Origin of the sequence: Halobacillus litoralis (assembly GCF_020524025.1) — a bacterium.
Classification (GTDB): domain Bacteria; phylum Bacillota; class Bacilli; order Bacillales; family Halobacillaceae; genus Halobacillus; species Halobacillus litoralis_D.
In genome coordinates, this window is the sequence record NZ_JAIVKN010000001.1 from 1,168,075 (window position 1) to 1,186,577 (window position 18,503).

24 protein-coding genes and 1 pseudogene are annotated in these 18,503 nt (G+C 40.2%); 9 read left to right on the top strand and 16 right to left on the bottom strand.

Annotated elements, in window-relative coordinates; translation table 11 throughout:
• Positions 1-72: 72 nt before the first annotated feature.
• The 4 genes and pseudogenes from LC036_RS06190 to LC036_RS18620 all read right to left on the bottom strand — a co-directional run bounded on the left by LC036_RS06190 (position 73) and on the right by LC036_RS18620 (position 1,811).
• Positions 73-333, bottom strand: a complete 261-nt coding sequence (locus tag LC036_RS06190) for a hypothetical protein (protein ID WP_226579655.1) — start codon at positions 331-333, stop codon at positions 73-75.
• 94 nt (positions 334-427) lie between these two features.
• Positions 428-799, bottom strand: coding sequence for a hypothetical protein (locus LC036_RS06195; RefSeq protein ID WP_226579658.1), 372 nt, complete (start codon positions 797-799; stop codon positions 428-430).
• Between the two features lie 170 nt (positions 800-969).
• Complete coding sequence (locus tag LC036_RS06200) at positions 970-1,212, bottom strand: YrhK family protein (protein WP_226580043.1); 243 nt, start codon at positions 1,210-1,212, stop codon at positions 970-972.
• Positions 1,213-1,353: 141 nt separating this feature from the next.
• Positions 1,354-1,811, bottom strand: a pseudogene (locus LC036_RS18620) (cytidine deaminase).
• Between the two features lie 176 nt (positions 1,812-1,987).
• On the opposite strand from LC036_RS18620, the gene LC036_RS06210 reads away from it, so the two are divergent.
• From LC036_RS06210 to LC036_RS06225, 4 genes are all read left to right on the top strand, one after another.
• Positions 1,988-2,488 carry a peroxiredoxin family protein gene (locus LC036_RS06210; protein ID WP_226579659.1) on the top strand — a complete coding sequence of 167 codons (501 nt, stop codon included), beginning with the start codon at positions 1,988-1,990 and terminating at the stop codon, positions 2,486-2,488.
• A gap of 131 nt (positions 2,489-2,619) precedes the next feature.
• A complete protein-coding gene (locus tag LC036_RS06215; protein WP_226579662.1) occupies positions 2,620-4,083 on the top strand; it encodes a SulP family inorganic anion transporter in 1,464 nt (487 codons plus the stop codon).
• A gap of 20 nt (positions 4,084-4,103) precedes the next feature.
• Positions 4,104-4,526 carry a universal stress protein gene (locus LC036_RS06220; protein ID WP_226579664.1) on the top strand — a complete coding sequence of 141 codons (423 nt, stop codon included), beginning with the start codon at positions 4,104-4,106 and terminating at the stop codon, positions 4,524-4,526.
• Positions 4,527-4,586: 60 nt separating this feature from the next.
• A complete protein-coding gene (locus LC036_RS06225; protein WP_226579666.1) occupies positions 4,587-5,198 on the top strand; it encodes a class I SAM-dependent methyltransferase in 612 nt (203 codons plus the stop codon).
• Positions 5,199-5,564: 366 nt separating this feature from the next.
• On the opposite strand, the gene LC036_RS06230 is transcribed toward LC036_RS06225, so the two are convergent.
• The 5 genes from LC036_RS06230 to LC036_RS06250 all read right to left on the bottom strand — a co-directional run bounded on the left by LC036_RS06230 (position 5,565) and on the right by LC036_RS06250 (position 7,891).
• Positions 5,565-5,798: a hypothetical protein gene (locus tag LC036_RS06230; protein WP_226579668.1), complete on the bottom strand. Its 234-nt coding sequence runs from the start codon at positions 5,796-5,798 to the stop codon at positions 5,565-5,567.
• A 21-nt stretch (positions 5,799-5,819) separates the two neighbouring features.
• Positions 5,820-6,062 carry a hypothetical protein gene (locus LC036_RS06235; protein ID WP_226579670.1) on the bottom strand — a complete coding sequence of 81 codons (243 nt, stop codon included), beginning with the start codon at positions 6,060-6,062 and terminating at the stop codon, positions 5,820-5,822.
• Entirely contained in the window at positions 6,063-6,428 is a 366-nt protein-coding gene (locus LC036_RS06240; protein WP_226579671.1) for a hypothetical protein, read from the bottom strand.
• A 260-nt stretch (positions 6,429-6,688) separates the two neighbouring features.
• Entirely contained in the window at positions 6,689-7,249 is a 561-nt protein-coding gene (locus LC036_RS06245) for a GNAT family N-acetyltransferase (protein ID WP_226579674.1), read from the bottom strand.
• A 15-nt stretch (positions 7,250-7,264) separates the two neighbouring features.
• A complete protein-coding gene (locus LC036_RS06250; RefSeq protein ID WP_226579677.1) occupies positions 7,265-7,891 on the bottom strand; it encodes a pyridoxamine 5'-phosphate oxidase family protein in 627 nt (208 codons plus the stop codon).
• Positions 7,892-8,149: 258 nt separating this feature from the next.
• On the opposite strand from LC036_RS06250, the gene LC036_RS06255 reads away from it, so the two are divergent.
• Entirely contained in the window at positions 8,150-8,767 is a 618-nt protein-coding gene (locus LC036_RS06255) for an acetate uptake transporter (protein WP_226579680.1), read from the top strand.
• Between the two features lie 117 nt (positions 8,768-8,884).
• Here LC036_RS06255 and LC036_RS06260 read toward each other — a convergent pair whose 3' ends face one another.
• The gene (locus tag LC036_RS06260; RefSeq protein ID WP_226579683.1) at positions 8,885-9,154 is read right to left on the bottom strand and encodes a hypothetical protein; all 270 of its coding nucleotides are present in this window, start codon (positions 9,152-9,154) and stop codon (positions 8,885-8,887) included.
• 418 nt (positions 9,155-9,572) lie between these two features.
• On the opposite strand from LC036_RS06260, the gene LC036_RS06265 reads away from it, so the two are divergent.
• Both LC036_RS06265 and LC036_RS06270 read left to right on the top strand, forming a co-directional pair.
• Positions 9,573-9,941, top strand: a complete 369-nt coding sequence (locus LC036_RS06265; protein WP_226579686.1) for a sporulation protein — start codon at positions 9,573-9,575, stop codon at positions 9,939-9,941.
• Between the two features lie 24 nt (positions 9,942-9,965).
• Positions 9,966-10,754 carry a TerC family protein gene (locus LC036_RS06270; protein WP_226579689.1) on the top strand — a complete coding sequence of 263 codons (789 nt, stop codon included), beginning with the start codon at positions 9,966-9,968 and terminating at the stop codon, positions 10,752-10,754.
• Between the two features lie 285 nt (positions 10,755-11,039).
• Here LC036_RS06270 and LC036_RS06275 read toward each other — a convergent pair whose 3' ends face one another.
• Positions 11,040-12,179, bottom strand: a complete 1,140-nt coding sequence (locus LC036_RS06275; RefSeq protein ID WP_226579692.1) for an FtsW/RodA/SpoVE family cell cycle protein — start codon at positions 12,177-12,179, stop codon at positions 11,040-11,042.
• 127 nt (positions 12,180-12,306) lie between these two features.
• On the opposite strand from LC036_RS06275, the gene LC036_RS06280 reads away from it, so the two are divergent.
• Complete coding sequence (locus tag LC036_RS06280; protein WP_226579694.1) at positions 12,307-12,684, top strand: fluoride efflux transporter FluC; 378 nt, start codon at positions 12,307-12,309, stop codon at positions 12,682-12,684.
• A gap of 2 nt (positions 12,685-12,686) precedes the next feature.
• Positions 12,687-13,052: a fluoride efflux transporter CrcB gene (gene crcB, locus LC036_RS06285; RefSeq protein WP_226580047.1), complete on the top strand. Its 366-nt coding sequence runs from the start codon at positions 12,687-12,689 to the stop codon at positions 13,050-13,052.
• A 97-nt stretch (positions 13,053-13,149) separates the two neighbouring features.
• Here crcB and ablB read toward each other — a convergent pair whose 3' ends face one another.
• From ablB to LC036_RS06310, 5 genes are all read right to left on the bottom strand, one after another.
• Entirely contained in the window at positions 13,150-13,989 is an 840-nt protein-coding gene (ablB, locus tag LC036_RS06290) for a putative beta-lysine N-acetyltransferase (protein WP_226579696.1), read from the bottom strand.
• Positions 13,990-14,089: 100 nt separating this feature from the next.
• Positions 14,090-14,980 carry a TIGR01777 family oxidoreductase gene (locus LC036_RS06295; RefSeq protein ID WP_226579698.1) on the bottom strand — a complete coding sequence of 297 codons (891 nt, stop codon included), beginning with the start codon at positions 14,978-14,980 and terminating at the stop codon, positions 14,090-14,092.
• A 232-nt stretch (positions 14,981-15,212) separates the two neighbouring features.
• Entirely contained in the window at positions 15,213-15,503 is a 291-nt protein-coding gene (locus tag LC036_RS06300) for a hypothetical protein (protein ID WP_226579700.1), read from the bottom strand.
• 316 nt (positions 15,504-15,819) lie between these two features.
• The gene (locus tag LC036_RS06305) at positions 15,820-16,977 is read right to left on the bottom strand and encodes a saccharopine dehydrogenase family protein (protein ID WP_319004435.1); all 1,158 of its coding nucleotides are present in this window, start codon (positions 16,975-16,977) and stop codon (positions 15,820-15,822) included.
• 23 nt (positions 16,978-17,000) lie between these two features.
• Positions 17,001-18,497 (bottom strand): aldehyde dehydrogenase family protein, encoded by a 1,497-nt coding sequence (locus tag LC036_RS06310; protein ID WP_226579704.1) that lies wholly within the window; start codon positions 18,495-18,497, stop codon positions 17,001-17,003.
• Positions 18,498-18,503: the final 6 nt, after the last annotated feature.

Sequence of the window (18,503 nt, forward strand, 5' to 3'; positions counted from 1 at the left end):
TTTCCACACCTAGATTACGTGACAGCACCGGACTTGGCTTAAACCTCTGAGGGTGATATATATGAATCGCCTCTATTCACCCGATGCAAATAAATAACGTTTTGTTTTGTTCCCATACTCTGCAATAATAATCACCGGGGTTTCTTTTGAACGGTAAAGGACAGCACCTTGAGGCAGGTGACTGGCCATCCCTTCCTCTACAATACCGAGGCGTTCACCCTTTGACCATTCCTTCTCTTCTATCCAACCGACTCCATGGGTATAAACCTCTCCATGTTCAAGCTGCACGTAATCAGCTTCTGAGTTGTTCTTTAGAACTTGACTTTTGCTCAATGATCCCCCTTCACCTCGACCGGGGTAACAGCCAAATAGAAAAAGCAGCGAAATGACCAATAAGATGACTTTTTTAACACCTCCCACCACCTTTTCATTCGAGAAGTGTAATCTCCGCAGCCTTAAGTTTTCTGCTGTCCGGGTCTTCACTTATTTCCCTGCTCTCTGATAACGTAACCTTAACTTGTAACAAATCATGTTCTCTCGCTTGCTCACGAAAAGCATGAATATCGATCTGTTTCCCTTTCTTTGTATGTACAGGCGTATCCTGCGGCACAAGAACTAAACAAGACCACCGTTGATCGGTCGAGGTATCCGCAGCGTTTTTGTTTACAGCTGAGGAACACCCTACTTCAATCCCCCCGATTTTAACCGAAGTAATAGGTCCCTTAAATGCAATCACTTTATCATTAGAAAGGGTACAACCAACCACAAACAACAGCAAAAGCACGATAATTTTCTTCAAGCTATTTCACCCTTTATACTTATGAGCTAAAAGATTTGTTGTATTTTCACTTTGAGCTTCTATGAAAAGAGTACCATGGATGGAATTATTTGAAAATACAGACGGGGGTTTTAGAAAAATCCTAGGAAGAGATTCAAAAACAATGACGGATGGCTGAAAGCAGCCACCCGTCATTGTTTTTTCTCGTACTCTTTTTTATAATGCTTTCGTAGATGAAAACGATGGACAAGCCTGATAGTTGGACGTATAAGAAGCTGAAAACTTCCGATTACAAATAACGTAACACCCCAGGTTTTTAGTGATTCAAAATAGAAAAAAATACTTCCTATAAAAAACCAGAGTCCTAATAAAATATCATTCAGGGTATACAAAATATTATAGTTTTTTTTGAAGAAAAGATCATGCTTTCCCATCTGGACATCTACATATTGCTGTTTATCCGATTTTCCGGACACTTCCCCACCTCCTATCTCTATACGGTACCCGCTTTAGGGTATGTATATAACTACTTCCCCATGATTTATTGATTCAGAGGAAAGGAGGAATAAGAAATTTCAAAGAGTTATCCGCTTAATTTCTCGTAACACATAGTGTGAAGCGTAAAATTGTTCCAACGTGTAAGCTCTGGACCAATGAAAGGGCTGTACTTCTGCCAATGTCTTATAAGTGATAGGATCGCAATTTTTGTTGTCACAGCAACAAGAACCTGATCCCCCCTGTAAAATAATCTCTCCTGACAAACACCGCAAGGAGTGAGCACTTGATAGGAGGAGTATTCATCCTACCTTACGATACAGTGCGAATGGGTAACTTTTTGTTTTCTTTCATGAGCTTCAATTATAGATACCGTTTCCATACAAAGATTTGCAGCATCATTGATTATATCCGGTGCAATACTTGTAACAATCGAACCATCTTCCATCCGCATAGCAGCTGCTCCTCCCCAGCCTTTCGGATAACGATCTTCAATTAATTGTGCAGCGGAAATATAGAGTTGTCTTTCAATACTCATGTTCCCCCACCTCTTTCTTTTTTGTAATTCCCCCCTCATTTGGTCTATCCTGGATAAGGGACGTTTATATAAACATTTACTCATCTTTATAATTCCTGCACAACTCATACACTTCCTGCTTATACTCTGTCATATGATGAATTTCACCTTTCCAGCTAATACAAGGAGGTGCAGCTATGCAAGCCCTGCAAATCGGCGGTCAATCACCAAATTTTATTCTTCCTTCTGTTAAGGGTGGAACATTTTCATTTGAGAACTTTCGTATCCATTCTGAAAACAATTGGCATGTCATTGTCTTCTTCCGAGGATCGTGGTGTCCGTTTTGTTTAAAGACATTAAAAGAATTAGAAAAAAATCGTAAGCAGTTTAAAGAACATAGAGTTGAGATTATTGCTATTTCCAGTGATGATTTAGGATCGTTAAAGAAAATGGTCTCAGAGGAGGAACTATCTTTCCCCGTTTTGTCTGACGCCTATTTCTCAATTATTGATGCTTTTGGAGTATTCACAAATCGGTATTCCTACCAACATGAAAACCCTCAAGTCCACGGTGAACCTGCTTACTTCCTTACCAATGAAGGTGGAGAAGTCATGTATCAACAAAAGCAGACTGGACCTTTCGGCCGCCCTGTTTCAAGTGATTTAATACGAACGGTTCAGTACATCCGTCAAAAGTAAGAGGTACAGCTAATGGATGTGAAAGATCAAGGCTTTCAGTGAACCTGGCCCTCCCCTATACTTCCTATGTATGTCTGGGTTTCATATGTTCAGACTATAAAAAAACAAGTGTTGGAAGAGAGAGGGTTCTTATGTATCGTGCGATGTTTCAAGAACAATGGCTGAGCAATATTAAAGGTGATGTCCTTGCCGGAATCGTAGTAGCTTTAGCACTTATACCAGAGTCGATCGCCTTTTCAATCATCGCAGGCGTAGATCCCATGGTTGGGTTATATGCTTCTTTTTGTATTTGTATAGTTATTGCCCTAACAGGAGGAAGACCTGGAATGATTTCCGGGGCTACAGGAGCAATGGCCTTGTTAATGACTACACTCGTTGCCCAGTATGGGCTTTCCTATTTGCTTGCCACAACCATACTTACAGGGATTCTTCAAATATTATTTGGTCTTTTTCAATTGGCAAGATTCATGAAATTCATCCCCAAATCGGTGATGGTCGGTTTTGTTAACGCTCTGGCCATTTTAATCTTCACTTCTCAATTTCAACACTTCCAGGACGAATCACCTATCATTTTTGTTTTAACAGGGTTAACTCTAGCAATTATCTACCTTTTCCCTTATTTCAACAAATCAATACCCTCAACTTTAGTAGCGATTATAGTTATTTCTATTCTTGTTATTACAATGAACATCGAAGTACGGACAGTCGGTGATATGGGTGAATTAACACGTACGCTCCCAGTGCTTGCTCTTCCGGAAATTCCTCTTACTATTGAAACACTTCGAATTATTTTACCATACGCTCTTGCTTTAACCATTGTCGGCTTATTAGAATCCTTATTGACCGCTTCCATTGTGGATGACATGACTGAAACCGAAAGCAACAAAAATCAAGAAAGCCGTGGACAGGGGCTGGCCAATATTGCAGCTGGTCTTTTTGGAGGCATGGCTGGCTGTGGGATGATCGGCCAGTCTGTCATTAACGTGAAGTCAGGAGGATGCACCAGACTTGCTTCTCTTATCGCTGGTCTTTTTCTTATGTTCTTAATCATTGTGCTTGGTGCAATCGTTGTTCAAATTCCCATGGCCGCGCTCGCAGGTATTATGATTATGGTATCCATCGGCACCTTTAACTGGTATTCACTGACGAACATTCATAAAGTCCCCCTTACAGACGCTGTAATCATGGGAGTTACTGTCCTTACCGTTATCTTTACGCACAACCTGGCTTATGGTGTATTGGCCGGGGTGTTGTTGAGTATGATTGTATTTGCAGTTAAAATTTCAAAGATCAGGGTGCTCGGTCTTTATATGGATGAAGGGACGCGTAAAATTTATTATGTGCAGGGTCAGCTTTTCTTTGCTTCCGTGACAGAATTCCTGGATAACATCGACTTCAATGATGAACTGGAAGAAGTGGTCATTGATCTTACTGAATCTCACCTTTGGGATGATTCCGCAATTGGAGCTCTTGATCGTTTGGAGACGAAGTTTAAAGGGAAGGGTACTTCCGTCCGTTTTATTGGCTTGAATGGAGAAAGCAACAGGCTCCTTGAACGGTTAAGCAGCGTTAGAAGAAACGCAGAACACTCATAATAATAAAGGAGACAAGCGCTATGTATACAAATATTCTATTAGCAACAGATGGTTCTGCACATTCCAAGAGAGCCATTGAAGAAACTCTAAAAATGGTGGATCCATACAAAAATCATGTCCGTATTGATTTAATTTATGTAGTCGATGGAGAAACATCCAAAGAGGACGTCTTAAAATATGGAGACTCTCATACGGCATCCATGAAACGAAAAGAGAAATTTTTCGATACCCTTTCATTTATTGAGGAGAGAGGAATGAAAGCTGACGTTATTATTCAACACGGCGAACCTGCAGAGACAATTATTGAATATGCCAATGCTCATGAATACGATTGCGTAGTAGCAGGAAGCCGAGGAAAAAACAAACTTCAAACATGGATGCTTGGCAGCGTCAGTCATAAGCTTGTCAAATACATCCAGGCACCTGTAATCGTTGTTAAATAAACAAGCCCCTATTACTGTGCTATAATCGTAGACAAACGAAAAAAAGCGGTGACTATTTACATGTTAGAAGATACTGGAGAGAGAGTCATACCGAAAGAGATGGACCCGATGAATAACATGCTTCTTGAACACATAGCAAGATACACTTTTTCCACCCCGTATGTGAGAGGACGTGTACTTGATTTAGCGTGTGGTTCCGGTTATGGCAGTTTAAAGATTGCAAAAGACTGCAAAAACAACATTGATGAAATTGTCGGCATAGATATCTGTGAAGATACAATTAAATATGCAAAGCATCATTACTATCATCCATTACTGACTTTTAGAAAAGGCAATGCATTGGATAAAGAACTCCCGCAGCAGATTGGCACGTTCAACACCATCCTCAGTTTTGAGACAATTGAACATGTTAAAGATGATCGATTATTTATAAAACGAATGTATGATTTACTCAAACCGGGAGGAACACTCGTCCTATCAACCCCTTTCGGCAAAGGAAGAGAGTACCCGAGCGGTCAAGAGTTTCATTATTTCCAATTGACCCCGGAAGAGTTTCAGGACCTCTTCTCAGACTTTTCCGAGAAAGAAATTTTCTTTCAACGCGGGGTCACGATCGAACCTCCACGAAAAGATGTGTATTACCCTTTAGGAGTTGCGGTGTGTAAGAAGTAGGGCGGCTGCTAATCGCTCTGCTTTTTATGCTGAAATTATTTGCACTTAATATTTAAATGAAATTTATGAACATTGCATGTTATTCAGCAGGAAAAATGAACGTCCTTTTATGGATGTTCATTTTTCCTGTTTTATTAACAAGAGTAATCACAAGCTTAAATTGAATGTTTCATAATTACTCATTCAGATCAACAGCTTTTTCTTAAGACATTGAATTCCCCAATTTTTTGTGGTTCCTGATAGTACATCCAAACTTCCCAAATCGCAATCATAATAAGTTTTACCATCTTCTTCATATTCTAAAGTTATTGCATGTGAAATTTCAGGTACAAACAAAATCCTTCGTGGTTAATCATTCATTAAGAATTATCTCTTATTCCTGCCTGTTCGAAACCGCCATAACATATGGATGATTAATGCACTGATAAAGGCATACCCGATAAAGTAGAATAGGAGAAAGAAGAAAAATGCCAGGTAATCTTCCCATTCTGAGAAATCGTTGTTAGTAATGAACGGCTCGTTGATAACAGCAACAATATAAATAGGAATTAAAAGAAACCAAAACCTTTTCCAGAAATAAGATTTGAACGGCTCTTCCATACGCTCTCCTCTCAGCATCATTTAATAAGACCTGCTTGGTCCTGATGGCGTGCTTTCCATTCCATCATCCTCTATATAGCTAACATTTAATTCCTTAACTTGCTGATTCAATATTTGAAGCTCCTGCTTGATGTCCTGCATTTCCTGGTGATAATCCTCGTCATTCGCTGGTAAGCTATCCCTGTCTCCCGCAACTGTACAGCCGGCAAAAAGAACACAAAAACCAAGAAAGTAGACCGGCCCTTTCAGCTTCTCTACATCCATTTACTCTTCCTCTCTTTCGTTTATAAGTGATCTCAGATAATCTTCGCTGCTATTTGTTATACTAAAAAACTGCACATGCCTCCATGTTTCCCCTATCCGCTCTCCAAGAACTGCTCCTTGATCAGTAAACCAGACTCTGCTTTCAATCAGATCGATTGAACGACCAGGGCTTGTAAAGAGAATAGATAAATCAGGGTTCCCCACATCTACCGAAGCAGCTCCTTCAATCGGATCTTTATGTAAATAAAGATCCAAAAATGTATCCACTTTTTCCTGATCATTCTCATCTGTAAAGACGACCCCTTCAGAGACATTCCCCTGAATATAAAGTTGATAAGAGGGTCGATCTACATACTTTACGCCCACTATCATGCCTCCAAAAAAAATCAACCCCACAACACACATCCCTATAATAATACGCAAAAAACCACCTGATCCTTTCCAACAACCCAGCTTTCATTAATAGATTTATATTTGATCAGCCTGAACAACTATAAATTGAAATCCTAAAACCCAACAGCTGCTTCAATTAACTGATCTATAAACAATTCAGCAGTCCTTATGTAACGTAATACATACGTTCTTCCAAAGATTCCTAGTATTCCTGCAAAACAGAGGAAAACTGGTTAACCTTCATTCCTTCCCACTTTCTGATACTCGGGCAGAAGAATAGAGAAAAGAAGGGCGTCATGATTTTGATTTTTTTGATATAAATATCCTCTTAATATCCCTTCCTGTTTGAATCCAATTTTCCTGAGAAGTTTAGACGACCCTTCATTTTCCGGAAAGGTGACAGCCCCTACCCGAAACAATTCCAAGTGTTGAAAGGCATAATCCAATACAGCATTCACAGCTTCTGTCGCAAGCCCTCTCTGCCAAAATTCAGGATGAAGTTCATATCCGACTTCTGCTCTTCCTGCACCGATACTCAAATTGTTCAAACCGACTGTTCCAATAAACCGGTCGGACTGAAGATCTATAATCCCCCAGCGGATACCTTTTTCTCTATGAAATGTATCTTTCATAGATTCCAGGATTTTCACCGCCTGACTTCGACTAGTCATAGGTTCCATTCCATAATATTTCATAACCTTTTCCCGTGACATAATGTCATAATAGCTGTCTATATAAGCTTCTGTAATTTGGACTAAATGTAACCGTTCTGTTTGTAATGGTTGAAAATTCAATGTATATCCTCCTGACTAATATAAACGGTCCTTGTAACTTTTCTGCAGACGCTTTTCCACCTGCTCTTCATTAAGGTTTGGAAGTCCTGCATGTTCAGCTATCATTTTTGCTGCAGAGGGAAGCTCTTCTTTCCTCTTCCAACTGGATGGTTCCCATAATTTTGAACGTTTTAGAGCTTTTGCGCAGTGAATAAAACATTCCTTCACCTCTACAACAATCCCTACAAGCGGCATATTCCCCCGGAAAGACATAGGTTCAAGTAACTCTTCATCTGTAACAATGGAAGCATTTCCGTTTATGCGGAGGGTTTCTCCCATTCCTGGTATGAAGAATATAATCCCGACACCAGAGTTTGTCAGAATATTGGTTAGTGAATCAAGGCGCTTATTCCCTGGCCGTTCAGGAATAATGATATGGTTTTGATCAAGTACATGAACAAATCCAGGATAGTCTCCTCTTGGAGAGACGTCGGTACAACCGTTCTGATCAGAAGTAGCTAATGTTAGAAACGGCGATTGCTGAATAAATGTGACACAGTTTTGATCTAGGTCATTTATGACTTTATTGTTTACCAACTCACTTGGATGACCGATGATTTTCCGGAGTTCCTCCTCATCTTTAACGATGTTTCTTACGTTCATTTCTTTCTCTCCCTCTCACTTACTATTTTTTTATAATTGGTAGTGACCTGTTGGGGAACCCTTTGCAAATTCTCTTGTTTCCAGGGATTATACCTTCAAATCACTGCCATAAGAATATACATTTTTTAACATTTTCATCTCGATTTTTTAACAGAGCTGAATTAATTACGGGAATAATACGCTTACATAAAAATAATCATTGCGCTCCTCCGTATTTTTATGTAAATTGAGAAAGTATGTTTTTTAGGAGGTATCATCATGAATCAAACAACAACGACACAACACATTCAAGTCAAAACCGCTGATCCATCAGCAATTGGATTATTCGGTCTTGCAATGGTTACACTTGTCGCTTCATCAGCCAAGCTTGGCTGGACAGAAGGCGTATCTTTCATTCTGCCTTGGGCTATATTCCTTGGTGGTCTTGCCCAGTTGTTCGCAGCCGTACAGGACGCAAAGCACAACAATACATTTGGGACCACAGCTTTTGCCGCCTTTGGATTATTCTGGTTTGGTGTCGGAACATCATGGCTGATTGATTTTGGGCTTTTCGGTGAAGCTGCGGCTCAAGCCGTAGATCCAAAACAACTAGGAATTGCCTATGTCGGTTACTTTATTTTCTCCTTTTTTATGACAATAGGAGCTATGGAAACGAATAAAGTACTATTTATCATTTTCGTACTCATCGACTTTTTATTTATTGGTCTATCCCTGTCTACGCTTGGTATTGCTCCTCATGCCATGCACACAGTAGCCGCTGTTGCTGAATTTCTAATTGCCATTATGAGTTTTTACGGTTCAGCAGCGAATGTTTTGAATACGCATTTTGGAAAGGTAACTCTTCCGATTGGAAAGCCTTTCGGTATCTTCAAATAAAAGAGTGGGCATTTGCTCCCACTCTTTTTTTGTTTTCCAATACATATTCATACCACTCAGATTGCCGGAAGTTTAATGGAGAATATACCATTGTTTCATAAAGTTAAACACAACTACCTATCCTTTATCACTCTTATAAATGGCTCTTTCTGCATTATATGCATCCCGTTTTCTCACATAAAACTTATATTCTGTGTTAAACTCCCTTGAAGAACCAAAAGCACTCCAGGTCGATGAGGTATTGTTTACTGTGGCTACTCGATATTTTACACCTGCCGCTATCAACTTCGACGTAATTCGATAATATTCCTTCTCTATGTGCGTCATATACACACATTTCTTTTTCCGGGAAATCAGGTAATGCAGTAAATTTATCAAACCATCCATTCATTTACCCCCTTTTCCGCTCTCTTATAACGATAGCACACCTTTTTTTCCAATATTAACCTCATAAACAGGTGGTCCAGGCTGCGGTTTAATTTTCAAAAAATATTGACAATTGCTATCAATTCGAATAAGATGAATTTATAAGCAGATCATCTGCTGTACTTATGAAATGAATGACTCCAAAGGGGAGTAGCTTACAGTCATGTCGCCAATACGTGGTCCATTGATCACCGGCATCACTGGCAACGAAAGTTGTTTGCGAGACCTTTGCCTATGAAGCGGTGAAGGTATAAATATTTCCATTAAAACCTTCACTGATTTAACGGTGAAGGTTTTTTATATGGCTTTTTTTATAGTTACATGAAAACGAATTTTAATAGAAAGGAGCACGAACATGTTTTTTAAAAGGTTAAGCTGGATGCGTACTGTATTTCCAAAAATTGACCTCGTTCTATCTAAAAATGAATACATCCCTGGAGAGACCGTAAAAGGTTCTTTTCAAGTAAAAGGTGGAATAACTCACCTAACCATCCATAGACTTGAGTGTGATCTAATGAAACAAATCCCTGGAGAAAAAGCAAAGCTGATTCAACCCGTTACCACTGTATTAATGAACAGAAAACTTGATTCTAAAGAAGAAACTGTATATCCTTTCCACTTTTCACTTCCACAGAACATTAAAGAATGGGGACCAGAAGCTACATTTCACCTTCAAACTAAGCTTGTATTGAGTAACGATATTAAAACAACAGATATGGATATAATTCATATCCAGATGAATGTTTAATTTAATAGTGAAGGAGAAGAAAACTTGGAAAGTATCATTTTTGAATATGCCTGGGTACTGATCATCTTAATTGGGCTTGAGGGGATTTTGGCAGCGGATAATGCACTGGTTATTGCAACAATGGTTAAACATCTTCCTGTAGAGAAGCGAAAAAAAGCATTGTTCTATGGGCTGGCTGGTGCATTCATTTTCCGCTTTGGATCCTTGTTTATCATTTCGTACTTAATTCACATCTGGCAGGTGCAGGCGGTTGGTGCCGTTTACCTTCTTGGGATCGCTCTCTACCATTTGATGAAAAAATATCTATGGAAGATGAGTAAAAAGAAAGAAAAGGACAGCAAAAAAGAACCCAGCTTCTGGATTACCGTTTTAAAAGTAGAACTTGCCGATATCGCTTTTGCCGTCGATGCTATTTTAGCTGCTGTTGCGTTAGCTGTAACTCTTCCCCTGACAAGTCTGCCGGAGGTCGGAGGAATGGATGGCGGCCATTTCGCTGTTATTTTAACAGGCGGTTTTATAGGCCTGGTACTAATGCGTTTCGCCGCCAGTTATTTTGTCACTCTCCTTGATAAACGTCCCGGTTTAGAAACAACCGCGTACCTGATTGTTGGATGGGTAGGCGTAAAACTCGCCGTCTACACCCTGTCCCACCCTCAGCTTAGTGTGATTGAGGAAGGTTTTGCGAAAAGTCTGCTGTGGAAAGGCATCTTCTGGTCCGTTCTCCTTGCTATCGCCATTGGGGGATGGTTTTTATCGAAGAACAAACAAAAGGATGAAAATAAGAGTTCTCACTCCCGCTCATCTTCCATGTAATAGAAGTAATCAAACCGCTCCTTACAAATCGTTTTGTTTTCTTTTTAGTACTTTTCTACACTCAAAATAGAGGGACGATTTCGGAAACATTCACACCGAAGCTCTTGAGATAGTTTTGGTGTATATAAAATAACATTATCCCCAGAAGTCTTTTATTTGTCTATTAGAAAATTGCCTATTCCTCAGCAGCATTCTCTTTTCCAATTTTGTAATTAACACCTTCACGGATGTGGAAATATGCAGCCAAATAAAAAACGTCATCCATATTGAATGACGTTTTTTGGCTTATGCGGCGATTTGATCCTGCTGTTCTCTTTTTATTTTTGAAATGGCATGAATATTGATTAACACACCACCAGAAAACATCATCATAAGCAGAGATGTTCCCCCAAAACTAACAAATGGAAGCGGGACCCCGGTTAACGGAATAAGCCCGGTTAAGCCTCCTAGATTAATTACTGCCTGAATACCAATTAATCCAGAAACACCAATTGCAAGCAGACGACCGAAGGTATCATGGCTGTTCATACTTACATAAAACCCTCGAAGTACGATTAAAGCAAGCAGTCCAATCACAATACTGACACCTATTATCCCTAGTTCTTCAGCAATTACTGCCATAATAAAGTCGGTGTGTGCTTCAGGAAGATAGCCGAGTTTTTGAACCCCGGCCCCCAGCCCAGTACCTATCAATCCTCCATTATGTATCGCCAGGTAGGAATTGATCAATTGATAACCTGCATCATCTGCATATTCAAATGGCTGGTAGGCTCCATCGAAACGTGATAGCTGCTCTTCACTAAGACCGAATTGATACATTGTTACAGCAGCTACTAAAACAATGCTCATCATTAACAAGAGATGCGACCTTTTCAATCCACTCGACATGATAATTAACCCAGATACAGCGAGAGCAATAACAGCTGTACCGAGGTCCGGCTGTCTTAAAATCATCACAACTACAAGCATCATAATAATAATCGGAGGAAGCAGACCACGATAAAAATCATCAATATAAGATTTCTTTTTTGTGTAAATAGCAGCCAAGTAAATAATGAGAGACATTTTCGCCATTTCTGCAGGCTGAAACTGACCAATCAACGGAAGGGAAATCCATGACTGTGCATTGTTGGACGTATGCCCCAAAAAGAACACGAGTGTTAACAGAATGACAGTTGCTAGTAAAATGAGTTTAAATAATCGTCGATAATTCTTGTAAGGGAAAATGATACCAAAAAATAAAGCAGCAATTCCCAACCCCCAGGAGAACATTTGTTTTTTGAAGAAGTAATCAGGGGTTACATCATACACCATGACGCCGCTGACCATGCTTGCACTGTACACCATAACGGTACCGAAGGCCGATAGAGCCAAAACAGCGAACAGGATGGTAAAATCAATGTTCTTTAGTATTCTTCCTATCATTTGTAACCCTCTTTCATTCGGTTGCTTATGTAAATTATAAGGCTTCTGAGCATTTTAAAAAAGCATTCCTTTCAAATTACTTCGAAAGTCTTTATAATAGCGGGGAGACAAGTAGGAGGTTTGTAGAATGAATTATCTTTATGTCGGAATTGGTGGGTTGTTCGGGGCATCCCTAAGATATTTAATCGGGGTCCTTTTCAGCAGTCCAGACAACACATTTCCCTACTCTACTCTTTTCGTTAACCTTACCGGCAGTTTCCTTCTAGCCTTATTAAGCATTGGCATTATTGAGAGATTTTCACTCTCATCCAGGTGGAAAGCAGCTTTAGGTACAGGCTTTGTCGGTTCCTATACAACTTTTTCCACCTTGACAATGGATGCAGTTCTTTTGTATGAAAGAGGCAGCGTTTTACTCAGTCTCCTATACATAACGCTGAGTATTGCGGGAGGGCTGGCTTTCTCTCTTCTTGGCTTTACAATTGGGAAAAGGAGGGCTGAAAGATGAACATTTCTCATCTCCTTCTTGTAGGTATCGGAGGGTTTGTTGGTGCCATTTTTCGTTATTCGCTCGCAGGCTGGGTGAACAAACAAAAAAACACGTCTTTTCCCATGGGAACAATGGTCGTCAACCTATTCGGATCCTTCCTTTTAGGAATACTGATAGGAATCGGACCTGGATCGCTATGGATTTCTCTAGCAGGTACAGGAATTTTAGGTGCTTTTACAACGTTCTCTACATTTAAATTAGAAGCTATACAATTGCACTTAAAAAGAAAGTGGAAAATGTTTCTTTATTACTTGATCATTTCTTACACAATAGGACTCTTGTTTGCTTTTACAGGCTACAACATCGGTCAGTGGATACAGTTTTAACAGTAGGCTGAAGGGACATGCGTATTACAAAGTTTACTCTAAGAAGTACTTTTATTAGAAAAAGGGAATCTTCTTTTAAAGAAGATTCCCTTTTCTTTTAAATTGATTTATACCATATATTCATATCTTCTAACCCATTTCCAATGGTGCTGTTTTGAACAAGACACCCTCCGTATGTGAAGCCTTGTTGAGCTGTTATGATGTTCATCCCCATGGATACAGCCCTGGTATAGGAAAACATAGTCTGTATGCCCTCTTCTTTCATCTTCTCTTCCAGAATGGGATATTGATATGAGAGTAAGCCTTTCCCTCTATGAGAAGGATGTGTGGCACAGTCTGTAAATTCAGCAGCCTGATAGGTCGAAAAAACATCTGCAGAACAGGCACTTACCAGCTCCCCTTCAAAATGGATAAGACTAAAGTAAACTTGGTCATCCATCATTTCTTTAATGTATTCCGGTTTGTTAATAGGAGTTGGATATTTTGGAAAAACCTTCTTGTACAGTTCCGCCATTTCCTCCGCATCTTCTTCTTTGGCCCAACGGGCTGTATACCCGTCCGGTAAATCTTTATTAGCATTAAAACGAAATTCCATTTTTAGAATAGCGGAAATTACATTTTCCGGGTTGGCCGTGTTTCTCTCACGGTTTAAATATTTAGCATAGATAAAAGCATCTTCTCCACGATAAAATCCTTGAATTTCACCTTCATACTGAAAAGAAAGCTTTTCGACTCTTAGAACCTTGTCCTGATCGGCTTCGACATAAAAAATGATCTTGTCACAGCCTTCTTTTACCGCTACCTTTTCCAATTCCTGTAACTGTCTTTCGTTCATGCCCTCCGGCAGCTCATAGACTTTGATTCTACGATTCTGAGGCTCCAGATGAAAAAAATCTTTTTCCATAAGAACTTGCGAAGAAAAAAACGGGTTTGACATCGTCAGCTACTCTCCTTTTTAATCCTTCATCTATTCAACACTTTTTACGTTCACTTACATTTTACATATAAACCTATATTTGTAAAACAATAAAAATAGATTAAGAGGTTGATAAAATATGATCGAGGGCATCTTCTAAGGCTGGATAGCTGAACGAAAAACCTTCCTTTTCCAATCGTTCCGGAATGACCCAGCGGCTTTTGAGTACTAACTCTGTTTCTGTCCGAATGACAGCAGAACCGATTTCGAGCATCCATTTAGGCGCAGACAACCCTCGGGAGACATCCATTTTTTTCCTTAACGTTTCCATAAGTTCTTCATTTGTCACCGGGTAAGGGGAAGAGCAATTAAAGACACCCGTTAAATCTTTACGATCCTGCAGGAATCGGACGATATGAAACAAGTCCTTCACGTGTACCCAGCTGAATTTCTGCCTGCCGGAACCCTGTACACCCCCAAGACCAATCTTTACAAGGTTTTTGTACGGGTTCATAACTCCTCCCTCTCTGCCTAGAACGATAGCAGTTCGAAGAGCGACTTTTCTTGTTTTTGGTAACTGGAAAGCAAAGAAGTTACTCTCCCAAGTTGTCGCTACATCGACAGAAAAACCAGATCCAATTTCTCCATCTTTTTCTGTCATTGGACGATCCTCTGCATGCCGATAAATGGTTGCTGTACTGGAGTTGATCCAGACTTCTGGAGGGTATTGGCATTTGGAAACAGCTTCTCCAAGGATGTTGGTTGTCATAACTCTTGAAACCATAATCTCATTTTTATTTTCTTTATTGTATCTGCAGTTCACAGATTTACCTGCCAGATTAATAAGCACTTCGGCTCCTTCAAGAGCTTGAATGACAGCCTCAGTATCCTCCCATGAAATAAATTCAGGTCGTCTGGAAATAATGTGGACATCATAACCAAGTTCTTGATAACGCTGCACAAAATATTCTCCTATGAAGCCTGTCCCTCCTGCTAAAACAACTTTCTTCATAAAACCACACTCTCTGTTTTAATAATATCAATCATGGCTTTGGAATTTCCATTAATTGTAAACCAAACTTCTTTCATAAATTAAGCAACTAACCATTTATATGTACATTCAGCTGTTCTCCCAAATAACAGGCGGATGAACAGCTTACTGTTATGGACGAGCAGATCATTAGACCTGTCATCATATCAGTGAATCAGCGCTAAGTTAAGGGTGTAATTCCTTTTTGAAGGAATTAAAATTGTTTTGCGTGCGTCTTTGCAAAATGGATGATCTTATTATACGTTTCCGGCTCAATTTCTTTTTTTGAAGGGATGTGAAGGCGGGCACTGTCTTCATCAATAATTTTAATTCTGTCCCCTCCTCTTACATATAAAGTCACATAAAGAAAAGGTTCACTCATTCCTATCTCTATTAAGTATCGCTGAGGAAAGTCGGCGGTAATAAGCAACCTGTCTTCTACCTGTTTTAAAGAAAGCTGACTATGAAACCTCAAATTACTAATTTCATTTAAATACAAAAGCACGCACTCCCCGTTTTTATTTTACATACCTATCCTTACACATCATTAAACCTGTTGTACCATGTTTTGTTATTTTTTTATATAAAGTTAACAAATCTCTCAGAATCAAGTGTTCTAAAATCTTTTATTTCCATTCCCTATAAAAAATAATAATTCATTGTAAGTATAGAAGTGAAAGACTCTCACCATGAATGAACCCTTTATTTAAGATTAACAGCACCATAGAATCAAAATAAAAAAAGAAGAGTGTCCCCACCCTTCTTCACTAAATTCTAAAATCCTCATCTGCGCCGTTCAAGAGTTCTCCGGTAATTAAAGATCATTTTTCTATTTCTGAAATCACTACCCCTCTCTTCGCCATTTCATCCATATATAAAACTCCGGGTACAATGGTTTCAGGTGGACAAACTCCCCGCTTGGTTACCTGCCCGTTCCCAAGCATTTGAGCTACTACAGAAATGGTATTCGCTGTTGCACGTGCCATCGCTGTGACATTGGTTACCCTGTCTTTATAGGTAATCATCTCATATTGATAACACTTGTCTCTGCCTTCTTTATAACCTCCGACAACAACGCGGAGCAGAACTGCATCCTCCTTGTCTTTCAAATCTACGATGGGGTCAATACTCTTTAGAAGCACATCACGGGTTTTTACTTTCACACCGCCAATTTCAACTTCATGCCGGGCTCCGGTCAAATTAAGGTCGACAAGCAGTTTCATTTTGTCTGCATGTCCTGGATAACGAATTGTTTTATACTCCAGGTTTTCGATGGAGGAAAAGGACTTCAGAAGCGTCGAAGTTCCACCAGATGTATGAAAAGCTTCAAGAGGACCGAAGCGGTCAAAATAGATAGGCTCAAGTTCCGTCAGGGATTCCACTTCCTGTAATTTACCGTCACGAATAATCATAGAAGGATCTGAATAATGATCAAGCAAACCTTCCATCGAAAATACATGATTATATTCAAGCGGCGGCTCCGGTCTTACCGGAATCCCCCCAACATAAAGTTTAATCGACCGGATTACTTCAAGCTTACTTGCCCCGAATCCAGATAGAATGTTAATCATACCCGGTGCAACACCGAGATCAGGAATGACAGTAACACCAGCAGCTTTAGCTTTTTCATCAAGCTCAAGCACCTTATCTGTAATGTGACCGATATGTCCGCCTAAATCAACCGAATGAACGCCCACCTTAATAGCTGTCTTTGCTACAATCTCATTAAAGGAATAAAATAATGCATTAATGACAACATCGTATTGTTTGATGAAATCAGCCAGGTTCGACTCGTTTCCGGCATCTACCTTAAATGCTTTAATTTTCGATGAGTGAAGTGAGCTGCAAACAGCCTCAGCTCTTGACTGATCTATATCTGCAAGCCCCACCTCCTGGACACCTGAGCTGTGAACTAAGTCGCGTGCTGCTTCCTTTCCCATTAAACCCGAACCTAATACAGCAACTTTCATCGTCCGCACCCCTTTATCTCTAAATTCAACGGCTACTCGACATCAATTTGAGCCCGTTGCAGCTTGCCGCTGAAGTCGACATAAACGGCCTTCCATTCTGTAAACACATCAAGGGCTGCCACTCCAGAGTCCCGGTGGCCGTTACCTGTTCCTTTCGTCCCTCCAAAAGGCAGGTGAATTTCTGCCCCGGTCGTACCTGCATTTACATAGACGATCCCGGTGTCTAAGTCACGCTGGGCAGCGAATACCCGATTTACATCACGGGTGAAAATCGAACTCGATAACCCAAATTCCACACTATTGTTAATCTCAACAGCTTCCTCAAAACTTTTCACAGGAATCAATGAAACAACCGGTCCAAATATCTCTTCCTGAGCAATCCGCATTTCCGGGGAGACATCAGTAAATAGTGTTGGTGCAAAGTAATTTCCTTTTTTGTGATTTCCATTTTCCATAATATAACCGCCGGTTAGAAGCTTAGCTCCTTCTTCTTTCCCGATGCGGATGTAATTTTGTATTTTTTCCAGGCCTGACCGATTAATGATCGGCCCCACTTTAATGGTCTCATCCAGTCCATTTCCAATTGAGAGTTTGGCAATTTCTCTTTGTAAACGTTCTTCCAATTCATCTTTCACTTTTTCATGAACCATGACCCTGCTGCATGCTGTACAGCGCTGGCCGCTTGTTCCATAAGCGCTCCACAAGATCCCTTCCACCGCCAGATCTAAGTCAGCATCGTCCATAACAATGACACCATTTTTCCCGCCCATTTCAAGGGATACTTTCTTGAGGCGCTGCCCGCATTTTGCGGCTATTCCACGCCCGACTTCATTGGAACCTGTAAAAGAGATCACACGAATGTCATTCTGGTCAATCATAGATTCGCCTACCTCGGAACCAGAACCAAAGACGACGTTTAAAACGCCTTTAGGCAGTCCTGCCTCTTCAAAAATACCCGCCAGTTCATAGGCCATAATCGGGGTTTCTGTTGCTGGTTTCCAAACTACAGCATTTCCTGCAACAATTGCCGGGAAAGACTTCCACGTAGCAATGGCGATAGGAAAGTTCCACGGAGTAATGATTCCCACTACACCAACTGGAGCCCGGACACTCATTGCAAATTTGTCCTTGAGCTCTGATGGAGTTGTCTGTCCGAATAACCTTCGTCCTTCTCCTGCCATGTAGAAAGCCATATCAATGCCTTCCTGAACCTCTCCACGCGCTTCTTCAATTACTTTCCCATTTTCCATCGTAAGCAGTTGAGAAAGTTTTTCTTTTCTCTCTTTCATAATTAATCCAACTTTATATAACACTTCCGCCCGCTGAGGAGCTGGTACAAGAGCCCATTGTTTCTGAGCTTTCTTTGCTGCTTCTGTGGCTGATTTAACATCACTTTCACTAGAGAGGGGTACATGGACAAGAGTTTCCAACGTAGCCGGGTTCGTTACAGCTGCCGTATCTCCCGTTGATGCCTCCACCCAGCTTCCATTAATAAAATTTTTCAATTGTTTCACCTGAAGTAAGTTCACAACGTG

Bases quoted from the DNA above. Each gene is read 5' to 3' on its own strand.
- LC036_RS06200 (WP_226580043.1), bottom strand. From the start codon at position 1,212: ATGGGAAAGCATGATCTTTTCTTCAAAAAAAACTATAATATTTTGTAT.
- LC036_RS06210 (WP_226579659.1), top strand. From the start codon at position 1,988: ATGCAAGCCCTGCAAATCGGCGGTCAATCACCAAATTTTATTCTTCCT.
- LC036_RS06215 (WP_226579662.1), top strand. From the start codon at position 2,620: ATGTATCGTGCGATGTTTCAAGAACAATGGCTGAGCAATATTAAAGGT.
- LC036_RS06220 (WP_226579664.1), top strand. From the start codon at position 4,104: ATGTATACAAATATTCTATTAGCAACAGATGGTTCTGCACATTCCAAG.
- LC036_RS06225 (WP_226579666.1), top strand. From the start codon at position 4,587: ATGTTAGAAGATACTGGAGAGAGAGTCATACCGAAAGAGATGGACCCG.
- LC036_RS06230 (WP_226579668.1), bottom strand. From the start codon at position 5,798: ATGGAAGAGCCGTTCAAATCTTATTTCTGGAAAAGGTTTTGGTTTCTT.
- LC036_RS06235 (WP_226579670.1), bottom strand. From the start codon at position 6,062: ATGGATGTAGAGAAGCTGAAAGGGCCGGTCTACTTTCTTGGTTTTTGT.
- LC036_RS06250 (WP_226579677.1), bottom strand. From the start codon at position 7,891: ATGAACGTAAGAAACATCGTTAAAGATGAGGAGGAACTCCGGAAAATC.
- LC036_RS06255 (WP_226579680.1), top strand. From the start codon at position 8,150: ATGAATCAAACAACAACGACACAACACATTCAAGTCAAAACCGCTGAT.
- LC036_RS06260 (WP_226579683.1), bottom strand. From the start codon at position 9,154: ATGGATGGTTTGATAAATTTACTGCATTACCTGATTTCCCGGAAAAAG.
- LC036_RS06265 (WP_226579686.1), top strand. From the start codon at position 9,573: ATGCGTACTGTATTTCCAAAAATTGACCTCGTTCTATCTAAAAATGAA.
- LC036_RS06275 (WP_226579692.1), bottom strand. From the start codon at position 12,179: ATGATAGGAAGAATACTAAAGAACATTGATTTTACCATCCTGTTCGCT.
- LC036_RS06280 (WP_226579694.1), top strand. From the start codon at position 12,307: ATGAATTATCTTTATGTCGGAATTGGTGGGTTGTTCGGGGCATCCCTA.
- ablB (WP_226579696.1), bottom strand. From the start codon at position 13,989: ATGTCAAACCCGTTTTTTTCTTCGCAAGTTCTTATGGAAAAAGATTTT.
- LC036_RS06295 (WP_226579698.1), bottom strand. From the start codon at position 14,980: ATGAAGAAAGTTGTTTTAGCAGGAGGGACAGGCTTCATAGGAGAATAT.